The 18,945-nt window shown below is 62.3% G+C and carries 16 protein-coding genes and 1 pseudogene; 9 read left to right on the top strand and 8 right to left on the bottom strand.

The annotated features are described in order from the left end of the window. From K9U41_RS01560 to K9U41_RS01535, 6 genes and pseudogenes are all read left to right on the top strand, one after another. A pseudogene (locus K9U41_RS01560) lies at positions 1-112 on the top strand (IS630 family transposase); the annotation flags it as partial. Between the two features lie 243 nt (positions 113-355). Then, complete coding sequence (locus K9U41_RS23905; RefSeq protein WP_432715713.1) at positions 356-484, top strand: hypothetical protein; 129 nt, start codon at positions 356-358, stop codon at positions 482-484. 1,031 nt (positions 485-1,515) lie between these two features. Next, the gene (locus tag K9U41_RS01550; RefSeq protein WP_282639095.1) at positions 1,516-3,141 is read left to right on the top strand and encodes a GMC family oxidoreductase; all 1,626 of its coding nucleotides are present in this window, start codon (positions 1,516-1,518) and stop codon (positions 3,139-3,141) included. 39 nt (positions 3,142-3,180) lie between these two features. After that, a complete protein-coding gene (locus tag K9U41_RS01545; protein WP_282639094.1) occupies positions 3,181-4,326 on the top strand; it encodes a serine hydrolase domain-containing protein in 1,146 nt (381 codons plus the stop codon). 45 nt (positions 4,327-4,371) lie between these two features. Then, positions 4,372-5,556, top strand: a complete 1,185-nt coding sequence (locus K9U41_RS01540; RefSeq protein ID WP_282639093.1) for a cytochrome P450 — start codon at positions 4,372-4,374, stop codon at positions 5,554-5,556. A gap of 451 nt (positions 5,557-6,007) precedes the next feature. After that, entirely contained in the window at positions 6,008-7,234 is a 1,227-nt protein-coding gene (locus K9U41_RS01535; RefSeq protein WP_282639092.1) for an NAD(P)/FAD-dependent oxidoreductase, read from the top strand. A gap of 51 nt (positions 7,235-7,285) precedes the next feature. On the opposite strand, the gene K9U41_RS01530 is transcribed toward K9U41_RS01535, so the two are convergent. The 3 genes from K9U41_RS01530 to K9U41_RS01520 all read right to left on the bottom strand — a co-directional run bounded on the left by K9U41_RS01530 (position 7,286) and on the right by K9U41_RS01520 (position 10,185). Then, the gene (locus K9U41_RS01530; RefSeq protein ID WP_282639091.1) at positions 7,286-8,326 is read right to left on the bottom strand and encodes a hypothetical protein; all 1,041 of its coding nucleotides are present in this window, start codon (positions 8,324-8,326) and stop codon (positions 7,286-7,288) included. A 20-nt stretch (positions 8,327-8,346) separates the two neighbouring features. Then, complete coding sequence (locus K9U41_RS01525) at positions 8,347-9,126, bottom strand: N-acyl homoserine lactonase family protein (RefSeq protein WP_282639090.1); 780 nt, start codon at positions 9,124-9,126, stop codon at positions 8,347-8,349. A gap of 90 nt (positions 9,127-9,216) precedes the next feature. Then, a complete protein-coding gene (locus K9U41_RS01520) occupies positions 9,217-10,185 on the bottom strand; it encodes an SDR family NAD(P)-dependent oxidoreductase (RefSeq protein WP_282639089.1) in 969 nt (322 codons plus the stop codon). A gap of 319 nt (positions 10,186-10,504) precedes the next feature. On the opposite strand from K9U41_RS01520, the gene K9U41_RS01515 reads away from it, so the two are divergent. The 3 genes from K9U41_RS01515 to K9U41_RS01505 are packed head-to-tail and all read left to right on the top strand — an operon-like array spanning position 10,505 to position 14,216. Further along, a complete protein-coding gene (locus tag K9U41_RS01515; RefSeq protein ID WP_349237817.1) occupies positions 10,505-11,836 on the top strand; it encodes an acyl-CoA dehydrogenase family protein in 1,332 nt (443 codons plus the stop codon). Continuing rightward, complete coding sequence (locus tag K9U41_RS01510) at positions 11,836-13,002, top strand: CaiB/BaiF CoA transferase family protein (protein WP_282639088.1); 1,167 nt, start codon at positions 11,836-11,838, stop codon at positions 13,000-13,002. Before K9U41_RS01515 ends, K9U41_RS01510 begins: the two co-directional genes overlap by 1 nt. Continuing rightward, complete coding sequence (locus tag K9U41_RS01505; RefSeq protein WP_282639086.1) at positions 12,999-14,216, top strand: CaiB/BaiF CoA transferase family protein; 1,218 nt, start codon at positions 12,999-13,001, stop codon at positions 14,214-14,216. The genes K9U41_RS01510 and K9U41_RS01505 overlap by 4 nt, the downstream gene beginning before the upstream one ends. Before the next feature lie 5 nt (positions 14,217-14,221). Here the strand turns inward: K9U41_RS01505 and K9U41_RS01500 are convergent. The 5 genes from K9U41_RS01500 to K9U41_RS01480 form a co-directional block, all read right to left on the bottom strand. Continuing rightward, positions 14,222-15,024 (bottom strand): IS5 family transposase gene (locus tag K9U41_RS01500; protein ID WP_432715712.1). Its coding sequence is split into 2 segments (ribosomal slippage): positions 14,222-14,688 and positions 14,688-15,024, totalling 804 coding nucleotides; the frame shifts between segments, so codons are not numbered across the junction. A 125-nt stretch (positions 15,025-15,149) separates the two neighbouring features. Further along, complete coding sequence (locus K9U41_RS01495) at positions 15,150-15,467, bottom strand: 2Fe-2S iron-sulfur cluster-binding protein (RefSeq protein ID WP_282639084.1); 318 nt, start codon at positions 15,465-15,467, stop codon at positions 15,150-15,152. A 233-nt stretch (positions 15,468-15,700) separates the two neighbouring features. After that, positions 15,701-16,480 (bottom strand): enoyl-CoA hydratase/isomerase family protein, encoded by a 780-nt coding sequence (locus K9U41_RS01490; RefSeq protein WP_282639083.1) that lies wholly within the window; start codon positions 16,478-16,480, stop codon positions 15,701-15,703. Between the two features lie 101 nt (positions 16,481-16,581). Then, on the bottom strand, positions 16,582-16,989 hold the full coding sequence (locus K9U41_RS01485; protein ID WP_282639082.1) for a Zn-ribbon domain-containing OB-fold protein: 408 nt from the start codon (positions 16,987-16,989) through the stop codon (positions 16,582-16,584). Further along, on the bottom strand, positions 16,986-18,110 hold the full coding sequence (locus K9U41_RS01480; protein WP_282639081.1) for a thiolase C-terminal domain-containing protein: 1,125 nt from the start codon (positions 18,108-18,110) through the stop codon (positions 16,986-16,988). Before K9U41_RS01480 ends, K9U41_RS01485 begins: the two co-directional genes overlap by 4 nt. Between the last annotated feature and the right edge of the window lie 835 nt (positions 18,111-18,945).

Genomic DNA, 18,945 nt, shown 5'->3' with positions numbered 1-18,945 from the left:
TGCCGAGCGCACCGTCGAAGGCCTGTGGGCAGCCATCGGACGTATCGCAGATCTCTTCACGCCGCAGGAGTGCCGGAACTTATTCGAAGCCGCTGGATATGATCCAATATGATCGGCTACCGCTCTAGCGACTGTTTTCTGGTTGATCCCATAGCGCTTGGCCAGAGCCCTCAGGCTCTCTTGATGGGGTGGACGGCGCCCGCGACGGCATGATCCTCGTGAGAGGCCGTGCCAGGATGGCTGCTGCCAAGTACTCATCAGGAGGAGACCGTCCAACCGATATCTGCGCAAGCTGCTCGTGGTCGGAGCTCATGCCGTTCTCTTCCATCGCAAACGGAGCTGCGATGCGTTGCGGATGTGGGCCGATCGCCTGATGGATACCAAGCCCTTCAAGCTGGTGGCTGTGGCGCTCGCCAACAAGCTCGCCCGCATCGCCTTCGCGCTCATGCGCGACGTGACGCACTATGCAGGCAAACCGGCGTAGTTGCAGCTTCGGTTGAAGCCTGCGGACCAGAATCAAGGGTGACAACGACGTGATGGGAAGGGACGAGGATCGATCTGGAAAGCCTGCAGCATAGTCGGAGCCTCGAGCTCGCTCTCTTGATCAGGCCAACAGATCAGCGGACACCATCAGGGCCAGCGGTCATAAGACCGCATCAACAGGCCGGAGACATGACCGCACCCGCGACTGCTCATCGCCGAAATCAAACCCTTGATCAGCGGGCGCCATCCAGACATGACTATGCTGTATCGCTCGACGCACTGCCTCTGTCGTCGTGGCGCATCCATGGAGAACCTGGCCCATAGCGCATCCTTCCATTCCTGTGAAAAGACTGCACCATCAAAGCCCGGGATCAAACATCTCAGCTTCCTGTCCGAGTTTCGAGGACCACCTCGGTCGCGATATGCATCGCCTGAGATGACATGGGCGGGCCACGACACGCCCAACCGGTGCGTCGGTTCTGGGGCACGTACCGCCGCAATCGCGCGCATCCCGACGCCGCCTCAAACGCCATTGCCCCGCGAAATCCTCCTCGCCGGAAACATGATCTGGAGGTTTCACTAGACACGTGTCTAGTCTCGTGCATGATGGGGCAAACAACCCCAGCGGGATGACGCTCACGCCGCTCGGGCCAAAAGAAAGCGGGAGGAAATTTATGGACCTGACCTCAAGGGTCACGCGCGCGATCGGCGATGCGTTCGACGCACCACGCTGGGACATCCCATACCGACTGAGTTGAAGTGAGCGGCGGCTCGGCAGAGCCGCGCTTACAAATAATTCTCCAATGGCATTTGCTTGCTGCTCAGGACGAGCTTCCGGCATGCCATACAGCATCGCTTGTCCCGACCGAGTGAATTGCTGCGCCAAAGTCGCCAGCACTTGACGCGATGAAGTGTTGCGGACTTCCAGTTCCGCACATACCAAGTCGACCTGACGAGATGCATCGGTCGGACAATGCGTCTGGCGAAGTGGTAATTTTCTAAGCAATCATCCTTGATCTTGAGATTTCGAACATGAGCGAGTTCGACTATATCATCGTGGGTTCTGGATCTGGCGGCGGCGTGGTCGCCTCCAGATTGACGGAGGACGCCGGAATCAGCGCCCTCGTTCTGGAATCTGGCGGGCCGGACAACAATATCTACTTTCATATGGGCATCGGCTTCTATCGCAACAGGCCGGCCAACCTGAATTGGGGTTTCGTTTCCGAACCGGAGCCTCAGCTGAACAATCGCCGCCTCGACCTGCCGCAGGGCCATCTGTTAGGCGGCTCGTCTGCAATCAACGGCAAGATCTACTCCCGCGGCCATCCGGTCGACTACGATGAATGGCGCCAGATGGGGTGCGAAGGCTGGTCGTTTGCCGAAGTGCTTCCGTACTTCAAGCGGGCAGAGGGAAGCTGGCGCGGAAACTCCACCTATCATTCCGGGGATGGGCCGCTCAAGACGAGCGCCGTCAGTCCTCGGGGGCTGCTGCAGGAGCCCTTGATCGCAGCCGCGCGGGCGCAAGGTCATCGCATCGTCGACGATCTCGATTCCGAGCCGTTCGAGGGCATTTCACATTTGTCCGACATCACCGTCGATGGACGCGGGCGCCGTTCCAGTACCGCCCGCGCCTACCTTCGGCCCATTCTGAAGCGGCCCAATCTCCATCTTCTGCTCCACGCAAAGGCCACCAGGATTCTGGTGGAAGACGGGCGCGCCGTAGGCATCGAGTTTATCCAGGGCGGACGGCGCCGGATCGTGCGTGCCCGCAAGGAAGTCGTCCTCTCGGCCGGTGTCTATAATACCGCCCGGCTGCTGATGCTTTCAGGCATCGGCGCGGCCGATGAGCTGCGCCAGGCCGGTGTCGAGCCAATATTGGACCTTCCCGGCGTCGGAAAGAATATCGCCGATCACGCGACCTACATGCTGAGCAACAAGACAAAGGAGCGACTGACCCCAATCCGGCAACTGCGCCTCGACCGCGCGGGCGTTCATTTCATGCAGTGGCTGCTCGCGGGAACGGGCTTGTTCGCCACCCAGCCGCTGATGGCGCAAGGACTTCTGAAGTCAAAGCCGGACCTCGAGCGCCCGGACATTCAGATCTTCTTCAATCCAGTGCGGCGCGACGCGCGCGCCTGGTTTCCGCTCGTCTGGCCGGAACAGGAGCATCGCATAGAGGCGGGGATCATCCTGCTCCATCCCCTTAGCCGAGGAACGATGAAACTGAAGTCGGCCGACCCCGCCGAGCCGCCGAGCATCAGTCTCAATCTGCTTTCCGACCAGCGCGACGCCCAGACCCTGATCAGGGCGGTCCGTCTTACTCGCGAAATCTATCGCGCCGAGCCACTCAAGAGCCTGGTGGCGCGCGAGATTGTTCCCGGCGAAGGGGTCGAGAGCGACGAGCAGATCCTCGGCGCGATCAGGCAGGCATTGTACACCGTGCGGCACCCCGTCGGCACCTGCCGGATGGGAGTCGACGACATGGCGGTCGTCGACCCGCAGCTGCGGGTACACGGCATCACTGGACTGCGGATCGCCGATGCGTCGGTCATGCCGGCAATTCCGGGCGGGAATACCAATGCTCCGACGATAATGATCGGCGAAAAGGCCGCCGATCTGATCCGGGGAAAGCCGCCTCTTCTCCCGGCTCAACTGTGAAGATCCAATCAACAGAAACATCGCAGGTGGACATCACAAATGACGAATGTCTGGCAGGACCAACTCGCTCACTTCAAGGCGATGATCGAGCAGGATATCGCGAAAGGCCTCTATCATGGCGCTTGCGTTCGCGTGGGGCGGAGCGGGACGCTTGTTTTTGCCGAGACCATCGGCCACGCCGACGCGGCCGGCAAGACGCCCCTCAAGCGGGAGTCCGTCTTCAGTATCTTTTCGATGACAAAGGCGTTCACCAACGTTCTGACCTTGCGCGCCATCGAGCAGGGCCGCTTCGCGCTCACCACCAGGGTCGCGGAGGTCATCCCGGAATTCTCCGGTCCTCCGCGCGAGCGGGCGACCTTCTTTCATCTGCTGACACACACATCCGGTTGGCCCGGCATGTGGGAGCTGAAGCCCAATGGCTATCAGGGGGACTTCGACGAACTCATCGCCGACGTCTTCGAGCGGGTCCATGGGTCCCTCGAGCCGGGCCAGAGATGTGACTACCAGCCCTTGATCAACCATGTGCTGATGGGAGAAGCACTGCGTCGAACCGATCCCAAGGGTCGGTCGCTCCGCGACATCTACCGGGAGGACCTGTTCGAGCCGCTCGCGATGCACGACACGGCGCTGGGTGTCCGCAAGGACCTGCAGCCCCGGCACGTGGTTCCCGACATGCGCGACGTGCTGCCTCTGCCGCTTCCGGGACGCACCAAGCCGGGCCCATACGGCATGTTCGAGGAGGAAGATGCGGAGATGCCGCATGTGGGCTGCGTCTCCACGGGCGACAACATCTGGCGCTTTGCCGAGATGCTGCGCCGTGGCGGCGAGCTCGACGGGACGCGGATCCTGTCGTCCCGCACGATCAAGCTGGCCCGCCGCAACTGGACCGGCGAAATGGAAAATGAGCTTTATCGCGGACTGGCGCTGAGCATGGGGGGCAATAGCTATCCCGCCTATATCGGGCTCGGCTTCTCGCTGAAAGGCGAGAAGGCCGTCGCCAGCCAATACGGCACGCTCACAAGCGTGGGAACCTTCGGAAACAACGGGGCGGGCAGCACGCTCTTTTGGGTCGATCCGGAGGCGGACGCAACGTTCGTCTGCCTGACCGCCGGAGTGATGCACGAATGGGAGAACATCAAGCGCTTCCAGCGCTATTCCGACGCCGTTGCCGCAGCGATGGCTTAACGAGACATGGAAACGCTTCTCCACTGAGAAACAAGGATAAAAGCTATGACGACCGCGGGCATAGACACCCTTCCACGCATTTCGAGCGTGGCAACCGCCCAGGAATATGCCGATGTGCGCAAGAAAAGCTGGATTGCGGTCAGCGATCGGGGATACGAGGTTCTGACCCATGACAACGGCTGGACGGTCATGTCGAGCAAGGATTTCGACATTGGCGGCGGCTTTGGCTGGGTGCTCGATCAACTCGATATCACCCACGGCCCCTATCGTGAGGAGTGGAACAAGATCATCGTCTGCACGGAAGGCGCACAGCGCGAGCATATGCGCAAGCCGTACATGCACCTGCTCAAGCCCCAGCAGGTGGCGAAGCTGCAGAGCCTGGTCCGTGAGCTGATCCACGGGATCCTTGATGACATCAAGGATCCGACCAATGTGGATTTCATGGCGGAGATCGGCGATCGCCTGCCGCCGCAACTCTACTGTGAACTCGTCTCGGCGCCGCGGGAACTTGCCCCGGAGGTCTGGCGCATCACCAATTCGATCAATCCGCCACTGATCACCTTCAACAAGGCGCGGGTGAAGGAGTCGGAAGATGCCTTCTGGGAGGGTATGGACTTCCTGCGCGAGCATATCGAGGCGCGCCGCACCAATCTTGGCGACGATTTCACCTCGGAGCTGATCCGCTGCGAGCAGGACGGCATGATCTCGCCGGAAGAGGTGACGTCGGTTGCCATGTCCCTGCTCATCGCCAGCATGGATAACACCATGCATCAGCTGGGCCTGAGCTTCGGGACTCTACTGGAGGACCGCTCCCGCTGGGAGGAGGTTCTGGCCCGTCCCACCGCCTCCACACAGGCCGCCGAGGAAACCTTTCGCCTGTGCCCCCGCTTCAATGTGATCACGCGCCATGCCTCAAAAGACGTGATCGTCGGTGATTTCACGTTTCCGGCGGACAGCTGGATCATGGTGGCCACACGATCGACGGGGCGGGACGAGACGAAGTTCGAATCGCCCAATGAATTCCGGCTGAACCGTCCGGCGTCGAAAGCGCTGCAGTTTGGCGGCTCCAGCTACAGCTGCCTGGGCGCCATCCTCGCCCGCCTCGAGATCAGCGAAATGATCCGCATCGTCGCCGAACGCTTTCCCAAAATTCGCATGATCGGCGATTGGAAAGCCGCGGTCGGACCGATGGTCAGCGAATGCGAGCATCTGCGCGTTTCGCTGGTCTGAACGTGCCGCAGGCTCTGGCCCAGCGGTGCTCACAGCTGTTGTCGGGCAAGGCGACCTGCCGAATTGTCGAAGCGCGCCGAAAGATGATAGAGCACGCACCGATCAGCTGGCATCGCAGGATGATCGGAAAACACTTTCAATATCAGTATTTCGATGGCGATTCGCCGAGCAAATTGATTCAATTTGCTCGGATCGCGCCTAGGCCGTGGTTCCGCCCTGACGACGACACCTCGCATGTAAAAAACCGTGCGATAGCGGCGGACGCGGCGCATCGCACGAAGCGGTGAACATACGCTTTGACGATCTCATTTGAAGTCAATCCATGCAGAGCGAAAGACCGCAGCGGGTCATGGCGGCGGCGCGAGCCTGAGCAAGGCAGGAAACACATGATCTCGCCGATGTTGACGAAGAGCTACGCGATGCCTTGGCATCCACTATCGAAAGGCTTGGGATGATGACCGGTTTCGATGTGTTGATCGTCGGAGGCGGACATGCCGGCGCTCAGGCCGCCATCGCCTTGCGTCAGGCGCATTTCCTTGGCTCCATTGGCATCGTCAGCGACGAGCCTGACCTTCCCTATGAACGTCCGCCCTTGTCCAAGGAATATCTCGCACGAGAGAAGAGCTTCGAACGTCTGCTCATCCGGCCTGCCCATTTCTGGCAAGAACGCGACGTGACAATGCTGCTTAACCGACGCGTCAACATCCTCGATCCGGAAGAACACGTCGTGGCGACGACGAACGGCGAGCGGGTCAGCTACAAATCCTTGATCTGGGCCACCGGCGGCCCCCCGCGGCAGCTGGCATGCAAGGGGGGCAACCTTCTCGGCGTGCATACCGTCCGGACACGCGCCGATGTCGACCGCATCGAAAGCGAGTTGTCCTCGGTCGAACGCGTCGTGGTGATTGGCGGCGGCTATATCGGCCTGGAGGCCGCCGCGGTTTTGACCAAGCTCGGCAAAAAGGTGTGGCTGCTCGAGGCGGCGGACCGTGTCCTATCCCGCGTGGCCGGAGAGGATCTGTCGCGCTTCATCGAGAAGGAACATCGGGCTCATGGCGTCGATCTGCGGCTCAGCGCACGAGTCGAATGCATCGAGGGTGGTGATCGCGCGACGGGCGTCCGTCTTGAAGATGGCGAAGTCCTGCCGTGCGGGATGGTGATCGTCGGCATCGGCATCATCCCAGCTGTTGCGCCGTTGCTCGCGGCAGGCGCAGCGGGTGGCAACGGGGTGCTGGTGAACGACCAGTGCCGGACCAGCCTTCCTGACATCTTTGCCATCGGCGACTGCGCGCTGCACGCCAATGGCTTCGCCGATGGAGAGCTCATCCGGCTTGAATCAGTGCAGAACGCCAATGATCAGGCGACCGTCGCAGCGAGATCCATCGCAGGTGAAGCGACATGTTATAATGCTATACCGTGGTTCTGGTCGAGCCAGTATGACCTAAAACTCCAGACCGTTGGCCTGTCCATCGGTCACGACCATGCGATTTTGCGGGGCGTGCCGGAAAGCCGCAGCTTCTCGATCATCTACTTGAGGGAAGGGCGTGTCATCGCGCTCGACTGCGTCAACGCGGTCAAGGACTATGTCCAAGGTCGCAAGCTGGTCCTGGGTAAGGCCGTCATTCCGCCGGAATGCCTGGCTGACACGTCGACCGCCTTGAAGGACATCCTCGCGTGACGAACGCCCTCCGAAAGCGGTGATCGGGCGGGCGGAATGCCGCCCGCCCGATCACCGCCCTGCGCCGACAGCACCGAGCGCTGCCATGCAAACGCTGAGCTCCATGAGATGCTCACTGGTCTTCACAAGGCGATCCGCAAGGCTCGGCGCGGCCATGGCGAAGGCGGAAGGACCCCATGCACCCTCCTGTGACTGCCGGTCGAGAAACCATCGAGTCATCCGCTGCACCCAAGGATGCCAGTCTCCCTCGGGATCCGCGAGCGCCATTTCGGCCACCGCCCAGCCGAACTTGCAGGCCTGAACCGATGCGAGATCATCGAATTGCGCTGAGCTGCCGTTCAAGTTGAACGCCAGCAGGCGCCGCGCCGCGGCAATCGACTGAGCGCATCCATAGCGGGCCGCGAAGCGGGCGAGGAACACGGCGCCCATCCCCGGGGTGTAATAGGCTTGGCGGGGCCGACTGAAATCGGCGACAGCCGACCATACAAAGGCCGGATCCGGGTCAATCCACAGGTCCGCGCCCTTCCGGCATGAATGAAATACAAGGCTTTCGCCCGCTGACTGCTCCGCCAGCGCACGCACCCAGAGCGCACATTTCTCCGCCGTTTCGCGGTCGCCAGTGACGAGGGCACCCAGCCCGACCTGGGCGGTCGACAGCATGTCGCAAACCGGTTCGCCATCGGCCTCTGACACCATGGGGATCCCGCCGGTCTGCGTATCCTGCCGTGTCCTCAAATAGGCCATAGATCGCATGGCGACGTCGAGCCGGCCCGCCAGCCACGCGCTCACCACGAAGGTGCCGAGCCAGTAGTGAGGATAGACGGCGATATAGTCCTGGCCGCGCAGGCGGCCCGGCTGAAAACCGCCATCTGCCGCGATGCGGTTTCGCGCGATCCAGGAAACGACGGCTGCAGCCGCATCCGGCCTACCCGCCACGGCAAGGCCCCAGCCGAGCCTGCTCCACCCGTTCCGTTCCGCCGCATCCGCCGGCTCGCCGTCCGAACCCACGTGGCTACCCAGCCAATCTGCAGCCCGCGCGCAGGCCGTGCGCGCGGCGTCAAGTTCAAGCATTGTTTCCTGCATGTCGATCATCCTCGGGCACGCGCCGCGCTTCAGCGAACCGGCACGTTCTTGGCCACCGTTTCCCAAAAATCGGGATCATGACTGGGGAAGACGCGCGCGCCCTTCTGCCTTAAGCCGGCGAGCAGCTTGAGCGAGGCGAGCGCCTGATCCGCATCGTGGCAATGCTCCGGCAGCCTGAATTCCTCCAGGGACCGCTGCATGGTGCAGCAGTCCGCGGTCAGCACGATGTCGCCGCCGTCAGTCCGCACACGCGCCGACTGGTGGCCCGGCGTATGACCAGCCGTCGCGAACACGACGACGGTGCCGTCGCCGAAGACATCATGTTCACCATGGACCTTCAGGAGAGGCTGTCCGGTGTCGAATTCCTCCCGGCAATAGAGCTGCCCGTCGGCATTGTCGCGGGCAAAGTCATGCTCGGCCTTGCCGATGATGATGGTCGCGTTCGGAAACTGCCCATTGCCACCGCAATGGTCGGCATGGAAATGCGAGGAGATGATCCAGCGCACATCCGCCGGATCGACGCCGAGCGCACGAACCCGCTCCAGCATCGTGTCGCCTTGCTCGATATCGATGAAGCTGTCGGCCGGACTGCCGCGCGGCCGCACGAAACGCTGCCCGAGGCCGGTGTCGAACAACACGAGCCCCTTGGGGTGATCGATCAGAAACGCGGTCACCGGCGCCTTGACCTCGCCTTGCTCGCCTTTGAGGAAATAAGACAGCGGCAGGTGCACGTAACCGACGGTGAACGCAAACAGGCGCACGCCTTCGCCCGGCTTGCGCGGCGCCGAGGGGATTTCGACGGCGCTCATGGAAGGCGCGCCGCCGTCGATACGCGATGGATTGTCAAAGCCGTCATGTTCGTTCCCTTTTGGACACATTGCCTCCCCGCCGGCGTCGGGTCAGGACACCGGTTCGCTGCGCGCCATCTGGTCGAGCGCGTCGAGCAGCTCCGCCGGCGGCATGTCCGCCAGCATCTTCCCGCCTGGAAAAAGGGTCTGCCGGCTGTCGCGCGCGGGAAAGCCCGCGAGGGCCGCGGCCAGCGTCTCCGACGTCCATTTCACCCCGTTGTTTCCGGCCTGAAATGCCGCATCCCATTCCTTGAACAGGAACACCTGATCGCCCCAGCCGCCGAAGACGCGACCAGTGAAGCGGCACAGCGGGCCCGCGAGATAGACCACCAGCTGTGCGACATGCTCGGGCAGGTTCGGATCGAACCCGGCGCGTGGCGCCATGAGATCCATGATTTCCGGCGGCGCTCCCTCCAGCATGCGCGTGCGCGCCATGGGAGCGATGACGTTGACCCGCACTCCGAGCGGCGCGAGCTCAAGGGCGGCCGCCTGGCTCAGGGCGACGACCGCTGCCTTGGCCGCGCTGTAGACGGAAATCGCAGGCGCCGGGTGTAGGGCCGCGGGAGAGGCCGTGTTGATGACCGCGCGCCCCGCACGCGGCCCGATCGCGACCCAGTGCGCCGCGGCGGCGTTGATCGTCGCGAACGTGCCCTTGGCGATGACGTTATTCGAGAGATCCCAATCCTGCTCGGCGACCTGGCCGAGGGCGGCAACGCGGTTGATGCCGGCATTGTTGACGATAATGTCGATGCCGCCGAACGTATCGATCGCCTGCGCCACCATGGCGGCGGCTTCATCCCAGTCGCCGACGCTGCCGGTGTTCGGGACCGCCTCGCCGCCCGCCGCAGCAATCTCCGCCGCCACTTGGGCGGCCGGGCCGGCATCGCTGCCCTCGCCTGTGTTGGAGCCGCCGAAGTCATTGACCACCACGCGCGCGCCGGCGGCGGCAAGGGCAAGGGCATGTTCGCGCCCGAGCCCCCTGCCTGCCCCGGTCACCAGCGCGACCTTGCCTTCAAGCATTCAAATACTCCGTGCCGGTGGGCCGTGCCGGGCGGATAACCCGCCGGCACATGTTTCAGATGCGAACCGCAGCAGAATAAAATGGGCAAGATGAGAGCGATGCATCCCCCGCGTGGCCTGCCCTGATCGACCCACCGGGCCGATCACTGGCTGATGACGATGGTCATCATGCGCGTGACAGCACGCACAGATCCGAAGACATCATGTATAATCCTTTGGCCGGAGCCCAATTCAAGTGATATTTCTGCCCGACGCTTGTCTCAGCCTCAACCATGAGGGGACACATGTGAGCCATGTGTCCATTTGATTTCCGCACGGCATGAGGGTCGGCCGATGCGTGAGAATAAATCAACAATACAGTCGATTATTTAGGTTGATGGCAGACCAGCCTGCCAGCCATCCTCCGCGCAAGGTCTTGCTCAAAACGAAAAGCATGGAAAAAATGGACTTCAGCCTTACGGAAGACGCTCGCATGATCGGCGAACTGACGCGCCGCTTCGTCGCCGATGAGCTGATCCCGCTCGAGCGGCTCGTGATCGAGCGCGAGGCAAACCGCGGCATGGGCGGCGATCCGCTGATCCCGCCTGATGTGGAAGCGCGGCTCAAGGCGCGCTCGCAGGAGCTCGGTCTGTGGGGGATCGACGTGCCCGAACGCTTCGGCGGTCACGACATGGGCGCGCTGATCAAGTGCGTGGTCACCGAGCAGATGTTCTACTCGATCACGCCCTTCACGCTGCCGCCTGACAGCCCCAACCTTTACTTCCTGTCGGAATGCGCGACGGGAGACCAGATCGAGCGCTACGTGCTGCCCTATGCCACTGGCGAAAAGAAGTCAGCGCTGGCGCTGACGGAAGCCGGCGCTGGCGCCGACGCGGCCGGCATTCGCTTGAAGGCCGAGCGCCGCGGCGACAAATGGGTGCTGAACGGCGAGAAGATGTGGATCAGCAACGCCCGGACAGCCGATTTCATGATCGTCATCGCCGTCACGGACAGGGAGAAGGGAACGCGAGGCGGCATGACTGCCTTTCTCGTGGACAAGGGCACACCCGGCGTCACCGTCCCGCAGGAGTTTTCCGTCATCGGCGGCAACTTCCACGCTTATGCGGTCAATTTCGACGATGTCCCGCTCGATGACGCTCAGGTGCTCGGCGCGGTGGGCAACGCCTTCGCGCCGCTGCAGAACCGGCTCGGCATCCGCCGCATGGAATGCGCCTGCTGGTGCCTGGGTTACGCGCAGCGCGCCCTCGACATGATGATCGAGCAGGCCAACACGCGCAGGACCTTCGGCGCCCCGCTCGCCGACCGCCAGGCGATCCAGTGGTGGATCGCCGACTCCTATCAGGAAATCGAGATGGTGAAGCTGCTCACCTACCGCCTAGCCTGGCAGCTCGATCATGCCTCGAACGATGACAAGCGCAGCGAAATCCGTCGTGGAGCCTCGATGGTGAAGGTGCAGGCGACCGAAATGGCGACCCGCGTGATCGACCGCGCGATCCAGCTGTTTGGCGGCATGGGGGTGAGCAAGGAGCTGCCGCTGGAATTCATGGCGCGCGAGGTGCGCGTGCTGCGGATCGTTGAAGGACCCTCGGAAATCCATCGCTGGCTGATCGCGCGCGAACTGCTGCGCGGCGGCAGGCCGAAGCAGTTCTGATGATGGCGAAATCTGCGCTGGCGGGCATACGCGTTCTGGAATTGTCGGGGCTGTACGGCGCCTATTGCGGCAAGCTGTTCGCCGATCTGGGCGCTTCGGTCACCCTCGTCGAGCCGCCGGGCGGGTCCCCGATGCGGCGCAAGCCGCCCTTCGCCGGCGATGTCCCGGGACCGGACAACAGCCTGGCGTTCGCATATTTCGCGGCCAACAAGGACAGCGTGGTGCTGGACTTCGCCAGCGAGGAGGGGATGACATCGCTCACGCGTCTCGCGGCTGACGCGCATCTCGTAATCCTCGCCGACCATCCCGCTTTTGGCCGCGTGGACCTGGACAAGCTGTGCGAGGCCAACCCAGCGCTCGTCAGCACCCGCATCACCCCCTTCGGCGCGAGCGGGCCATACGCCCACATGACGGGCGACGACCTCACCCTGATGGCGATGGGCGGCCTTCTGACCATGGCCGGCTTTCCCGATGCCGCTCCGGTGGTGGCCTATGGCGAGCAGGGGGTCCTGGCGGCCGACCAATTCGCCGCCGTAGCTTCGCTTACCGCGATCCTCCACGCCGAGCAGACCGGCCAGGGCGAGCTGATCGATGTCTCGATCCAGGAATCGATCGTCATGGCGCTCGAAAATGCTGCTCAGGTCTATCAGCTCGAAGGCCGGGTTCGCAACCGGACGGGGCGTGCGAAGCAGGCCGGAACTGGGATCTACAAATGCCAAGACGGCGAAATCTATCTCCTCGCCGGCGGCATCGGCGACACGCAGATGTGGGGCAATTTCGCAGAGTGGATGGAGGCTGAAGGCGTGGCGGGCGCTGCGCTGTTCGCGAGCCCCGACTGGAACGACAAGGCCGCGGGAGCGGAAGAGGCCTTCGGGCGCGTGTTTCTTCCCTATGCTGCCGGCAAGACCAAGGCCGAGCTCTACGTGCTTGCACGACAGTGGCGTGTACCGATGGCCCCCATGTCCATGCCACCTGATCTCCTGGATAACGCTCAACTTGCGTATCGGGGCTTTTTCGTGCCGTCGCCGTCCGGCACACCGCTTGCGGGAGTGCGGATGCCCGGTGCGCCCTACAAGCTTGGCGAGACGCCGTGGGCGCTTCGCTCGGCCGCGCCGCGCCTCGGCAGCCCGACGGCATCGAACACCGCCAAGGAGGTTACGGCATGAGCAGGCTGCCTTTGGCTGGTGTGAGTATCATCGACTTCTGCTGGGTCGGCGCCGGCTCGTACATGACCAAGCTGCTGGCCGACATGGGGGCCGACGTCGTCAAGGTGGAAAGCACCAGATCGCTCGACAGCCTGCGCCTTGCCCCGCCCTTCAAGGACGGCGTGCGCAGCGTGAATCGCAGCGGCTATTTCGCCGACCGCAACAGCTCCAAGCGTTCCATAACGGTGAACATGAAGGATCCGCGGGGCGTCGAGATCGTGCGCGCGCTCATCGCCGAGGCCGACATCGTCGCCAACAATTTCCGGCCCGGTACGATGGAGAAGCTCGGTGTCGGCTATGACCAGCTGGTCGCGCTGAACCCTGGGCTCATCTATATCGGCATGTCGATGAACGGGGACGAAGGGCCGGACCGGATGATGCTGGGCTACGGCATCACCATGGCCGCGCTCACCGGCTTCCTGGGGCTGAGCGGCTACCCCGACCGCGAGCCGACTGGGACCGGCACGAACTATCCCGATCACGTTCCCAATCCCTGCCACGGCGCCTTCGCTGTCATGGCCGCGCTGCGCCACAAACGGCGGACCGGCGAAGGCCAGAAGATCGACATGGCGCAGACCGAGCCCATGCTCGCGCTGATGCCGACCCCGGTCATGGACTTCCAGGTCAATGGGCGCGTCGCGACAAGGCAGGGCAACCGCGATGCCGCCAAGGCGCCGCACGGTGTGTACCCGACGACCGGGGATGACCGCTGGATTGCCATTAGCGTCGGCACTGATGGCCAATGGCGAGCGCTCACCCGGATCCTCGGCGCGGACTCCCTGGACAGGCCCGAGTGGCGCGCGCTGCAAAATCGCCTCAAAAATTGCGTGGCGATCGACCGCGCGATCGCCACGCACACCCTCCAACGCGATGGCTACGAATTGATGGACGCGCTGCAGGCCGCCAGCGTAACGGCAGGGGTGGTGCAGAACGCAGCCGACCTGATCGATCGCGATCCGCAGATGCGGCACCGGGACCACTGGCGTTACCTGCTCCATGCCGAGATGGGCAACTCCATCTACAATGGCCCACCCTTCCGCTTTGCGTCCGGGCCCGTTGGTCCACGCCTCGCGGCACCGCTGCTGGGAGAGCACACCCGCGAAATCCTTGAGGTGCGGCTCGGCAAGTCCCCAGAGGAAATAGATGTCCTGATCGCACAGGAGGTGCTGATTTAGAACACCTAACAAAACCTGTCGATGGCTCTGAAGCAGATGATAGCGGCGGCGAGAACGAGGAAGGCGCGGTAGAGGTCGACGTGGCGTTCGTATCGGATGGTGAGACGCCGGAACTTGTTGATCCAGGCGAAGGTGCGCTCGACCACCCATCTGTGCTTGCCGAGATGCTCGGAACTGTCGATGCCGCGACGCGTGATGCGAGGCGTGATGCCCCGCTTGCGCAGGTCCTTCCGGCGACGGTCGAAGTCGTAGCCCTTGTCGGCGTGGAGCTTTTGGGGCCGTTTACGGGGACGACCGCGTCGTTGGCGGACAGGCTGGATGGCATCGACCACGGTGGTCAGCGCCATGCTGTCGTGACGGTTGGCTCCGGTCAGGACGACGGCGAGAGGCAGGCCCCTTCGGTCGACCACGATGTGCCGCTTGGTGCCCCGCTTGCCGCGATCGGTCGGGTTCGGGCCGATCGCGTCGCCCCCCTTTTGGCCGGGACCGACGAGGAGTCCACGCTGGCGCGCGACCAGTCGATCTCGCCGGCGAGGCTGAGGCGCTCCAGCATGTGGCGGTGGATCTCGTCCCACAAGCGGGCATCCTGCCAGGCCCGCAGCCGTCGCCAGCAGGTCATGCCCGAGCATCCGGCCACCTCGACCTGCAGCCGCTCCCACGGGATCGCGGTGTACAGCACGAACAGGATGCCGGTCAGCGCCTCGCGGTTCTCCACCCGAGGCCGCCCGCCCTTCGGGCGCGGCGCAGCGGGAGGAAACAACGGGGCGATCTCGGCCCAAAGGGCATCGGGCAAAAGCTGCTTGGCCATGCCCAAGGCTCGCCCAAACATGGTTAATAAATCGTTTTGTTAGGTGTTCTTAGCCCCTTCGTGCGATCCAGGTACGTTTCGGCAGCATGGCTCCAAGATGCGGGAGGAGCAGGCCCTGCTCCCGCTCAATCCTCTGGCGCTATCGTGACGCGGAGCCCGTCGAGCGCATCAGAGAAGAACAGCTGACACGAAAGCCGGGATTCGGCGCGACGACTGCTTGAACCGTCGAGCAGATCATGCTCCTCATCGCTCATCTCAGGTAGCAAAGATGAAAACGTCGGATCCACGTAGACATGGCAGGTAGCGCAAGAGCAGCACCCACCGCACAAAGCCAGCAGTTCGTCAAACCCGCTGTCCCGGATGATCTCCATCACGGAGAGACCCTCTTTTCCCTCGACCTGGGTTTCGTCGAGGCTGCGATCGATTATCACAATTTTCGCCATGTAAGTTCCGAATTCTACGTTCGGGTCGATTATGCCCTAAGCTCAAGCGCGGAAAACGCTTATCCGGTCAGCTTCCGGTTCAAACCGACCGAAATGTTCTGTAGCAGACAGCACAGTTTGCAGCGGATGCAGGACCGCACCAGATTTCCCACTCCCGCCGCGTCGCCGCCGGCGGATCGACGGGAGTGGTTGCATTGGCAGGCGCATCATTCCGTTGGCCTGCCGGGATCCACTCAGCCCTGGCCGACCAGCCGCTCGCCCTTCGAGAAGCGCGCCAGCCCTTCGTTGGCGGCGGTCGTATTCCGACCGATCTCGCGATTCTTCTCGACGCCGTACTCGAAAGCCGCCGCCCAGTCGATCTTTACCGGAACCTCGTCCATGGCGCGCTTGCTTACCGCGAGCGCGACCTGGTTGAACTGCCCGATCTTGGCGGCCACCGCCTCCGCTTCCAACAGGAGCTTTTCGTGGGGCACGACCTTGTTGACGAGGCCCCAGCGCACCGCCGTCTCCCCATCCACGCGCTCGGTGGTGAACATCATCCAGGCGGCGTGCTTGCGCGGCAGCGAATATTGCGTCGAGGGTCCGGCAAGACCTGGATAGGTGGCGAACCCCATCTCCGGCATGCCCATCGACGCCCGGTCGGACGCGATGGCGAGATCACAGATATTGATGAGTGTGACGCCGCCCCCAAGTGCGATACCATTCACGGCGGCGATGAAGATGGAGGGGTGGGCGCGCAGCGCCTCGTTGACCGCATTCCAGGACGTGGCCGGATCGGGCTCGACGCCGGCTTCGCGGTCGGCGCTGGCTTCCTTCAGATCCATGCCTGCGCAGAAGCTGGTATCGGTGCCAGTTATGACGACCGCGCCATATTTGCCTTCAAGCGTCTTGAGGGCCGCGAGCATCTGCGCACGGGCCGCCTTGCTCATGGCATTGCGTTTGTCGGGACGGTTGATGCGAAGAACGGCGTACCCTTCCTTTTCTTCGACCACGATCAGATTTTCATCGCTCATTGCTGTCTCCGCATTTCATCTGGTGGACCACCACCTTTTCAGTCCACCCGGAACCCGCCGCGATCAGCTCGCGGTGCAAGTTGATCGAACCCGACTCCAGATCAGGTCGCCGGCTTGAAAACCGGCAGGGTGAAATCGTCCGTGGCTTTCAGAAAAACCACTTCCACTGGCATGCCGACCTCGAGCGTGAGGCTGCCCAGCTCGATGATGTTGGAGATCAACCGGACGCCCTCGTCGAGCTCAACCTCAATGACGGCGTAGGGAATCTCGTCGGCAAAGCCGGGGAAATATTTCTGGTGCATCACCACGAACGAGGCGATCTTTCCCCTGCCGGAGAGCGTCTCCCAAGACCAGTTCTTGTCACGGGTGAAGGGGGAGACGGGCGCAGGCGGAAAGAAGAATTTGCCAGTCGCCGTGCAGCGCTGTGCCGCGAGCCTCTCGTTGCGAGCAGCCTCGAAGAATGGCCCGCTCCATTTGTCGGGCTCGGGCAGCGGCTTCACGTAGCTCATGCGTCGTTCCTCAGGATGATGGAGGCTGAAACCGGCGTGGCTAGCAGGAATTGCAGCGCCTTGGCATTGGCGATCTGGCGTTCAGGGGGAACTTGGCCGCCGCGGAGCTGGCGCACGCCCTCGACGATCAGCGCCCACCCCTGCATGTAGCTTTCGGACAGGTGGCCGCCACTCGTATTGGTCGGCCAGCGGCCCTTGCCGAGTTGCAGCGTGCCGTCGCGGACGAAGGCGCCACCCTCGCCCTGCTTGCAGAAGCCGAGGCCTTCAAGCGCAAACAGCACGGTGGGCGAGAAATTGTCGTAAATCATCAGTCCATCGATGTCGTCCCGGCCTATGCCGGCACGCTCGTAGATCTGCGTCGCGACTTTCTGCAGCGCGGGATACCAAAAATCGTCTGCCGGATAGCTGTTTTGCGAGAAGTCGTCCTGACGCGCGTAGCCCGATACGTAGACCGGCTTCTGCTTCATGTCCTTGGCGCGCTCGGAAGTGGTCATGATCCAGGCGACACCACCGTCATTGATGAGGCAATAATCGAGCAGACGCAGCGGGTCGCAGACATGGCGGCTTGCCTGATGATCCGGGATGGTGATTGGCTTCTGCATCACCGCATTGGGATTCATGGTCGCGTGGTGGCGAAACGCCGTGGCCACATGCGCGAGATCTTCCGGCGTGGTCCCGAAGCGCGCCATATGCCGACGATACATCATGGCGTGGCTGGCGCCGGGGGAGGTGAAGCCCCAGGGAGCCCAAAAGCCGGCACCGCCGCCGTATTTCATCTTTGAGGATCGCCCGTCATTGCCATAGACGAGCGCGATTGTCTTGGCTTGGCCGGTTGCCAGCGCCTCCACAGCCATGTTCAAGGCAATCGCCGAGAAGCGGCCGTGGGCTTCGGTGGGCATCAGGAAAGGCGTTTGCAGATTAGCGACCTCGGCGAACCGGTCGTAGGGCAAGCGATTGAGAATGACGCCGTCAATATCGTTGAAAGTAATGCCGGCATCGTCCACGGCCGCCCGAAGGGCATCGATTCCCAGGCCCACCGCGTCGGTTTCCGGGAACACGCCATAGGCGGTCGAACCGACACCAACAATGCAGGCCTTATCCCGCAAGTCCCAATCCGGCATAATGATCCTCGTGTTAAGATCTTCGATATTCAGTAAGACTGAGACCGGAGGCCCTGAATTTGATTTAGGGTCTTCTGGTCAAGCCAGCGTGGCGCTTGAACGAACCCACTTGGCGCCGGCGGAAGACCGGAGCCAACGGTATAAACTGTGATCTTCGGAAAGAATTTCCGCGCTTGGGCTATTGATGTCAAACGACAAATTGGCGGCCTTTATTGAGCAAAACTCACCAAAGCCGGCGGAGTGGCGCGGTGTCGTCGCTCGGAGGAAGGGAGCTTGCAACAGCCCCCGCTCCCCGCACCCCTAGATCCCGCGCCGACCAGCTTGCACCCAAGCTGCTCGGACAAGGCGTCCTCTATCAATGTTTTAGAGCGCGATCCACGGTAAGGCGACTTTGAAGATCCCAGCGCCTCGCCACACCCGCCATTGATCCATGTCCACTCACTTGACACACGTCTATTGCGTGCATAACGATGACGACAAATTCGGCCCGTGTGCTCAAAGAGCACGCATAGGCCGGGATAAGAAACACGAGGGAGGATTCAATGTCTCGAATGGCTAAGCCGTTAACTAGGCCCCATCGTGGGAAGATCGTTTCGTGCCGACGAGACCAGCATGGAAGCGACGGGAACTTTAGCGAAATTCAAGGCATCATCACACGCAAGAAGACTCCGTTCGTAAGCGCGAAATTTTCTACGCTTGCAGATATTGCGATGCCCCTCAAACTTAAATAACAGATAAAGCAGAACCTTGGGCGCGTACGGCTATTCATTATAGAATCCACGATTTAATGCCTTATATTTTATTTAACGATATTATAGTTACAAGTATATATGAT

This window comes from Xanthobacter autotrophicus, assembly GCF_029991245.1.
Lineage (GTDB): Bacteria > Pseudomonadota > Alphaproteobacteria > Rhizobiales > Xanthobacteraceae > Xanthobacter > Xanthobacter autotrophicus_C.
This window is presented reverse-complemented; position numbering and strand designations above follow the sequence as displayed.

Bases quoted from the DNA above. Each gene is read 5' to 3' on its own strand.
- K9U41_RS01535 (WP_282639092.1), top strand. From the start codon at position 6,008: ATGATGACCGGTTTCGATGTGTTGATCGTCGGAGGCGGACATGCCGGC.
- K9U41_RS01495 (WP_282639084.1), bottom strand. From the start codon at position 15,467: ATGGCGAAAATTGTGATAATCGATCGCAGCCTCGACGAAACCCAGGTC.
- K9U41_RS01530 (WP_282639091.1), bottom strand. From the start codon at position 8,326: ATGATCGACATGCAGGAAACAATGCTTGAACTTGACGCCGCGCGCACG.
- K9U41_RS01550 (WP_282639095.1), top strand. From the start codon at position 1,516: ATGAGCGAGTTCGACTATATCATCGTGGGTTCTGGATCTGGCGGCGGC.
- K9U41_RS01515 (WP_349237817.1), top strand. From the start codon at position 10,505: ATGAGGGTCGGCCGATGCGTGAGAATAAATCAACAATACAGTCGATTA.
- K9U41_RS01520 (WP_282639089.1), bottom strand. From the start codon at position 10,185: ATGCTTGAAGGCAAGGTCGCGCTGGTGACCGGGGCAGGCAGGGGGCTC.
- K9U41_RS01490 (WP_282639083.1), bottom strand. From the start codon at position 16,480: ATGAGCGATGAAAATCTGATCGTGGTCGAAGAAAAGGAAGGGTACGCC.
- K9U41_RS01510 (WP_282639088.1), top strand. From the start codon at position 11,836: ATGATGGCGAAATCTGCGCTGGCGGGCATACGCGTTCTGGAATTGTCG.
- K9U41_RS01525 (WP_282639090.1), bottom strand. From the start codon at position 9,126: ATGAGCGCCGTCGAAATCCCCTCGGCGCCGCGCAAGCCGGGCGAAGGC.
- K9U41_RS01505 (WP_282639086.1), top strand. From the start codon at position 12,999: ATGAGCAGGCTGCCTTTGGCTGGTGTGAGTATCATCGACTTCTGCTGG.
- K9U41_RS23905 (WP_432715713.1), top strand. From the start codon at position 356: ATGTGGGCCGATCGCCTGATGGATACCAAGCCCTTCAAGCTGGTGGCT.
- K9U41_RS01485 (WP_282639082.1), bottom strand. From the start codon at position 16,989: ATGAGCTACGTGAAGCCGCTGCCCGAGCCCGACAAATGGAGCGGGCCA.
- K9U41_RS01545 (WP_282639094.1), top strand. From the start codon at position 3,181: ATGACGAATGTCTGGCAGGACCAACTCGCTCACTTCAAGGCGATGATC.
- K9U41_RS01480 (WP_282639081.1), bottom strand. From the start codon at position 18,110: ATGCCGGATTGGGACTTGCGGGATAAGGCCTGCATTGTTGGTGTCGGT.
- K9U41_RS01540 (WP_282639093.1), top strand. From the start codon at position 4,372: ATGACGACCGCGGGCATAGACACCCTTCCACGCATTTCGAGCGTGGCA.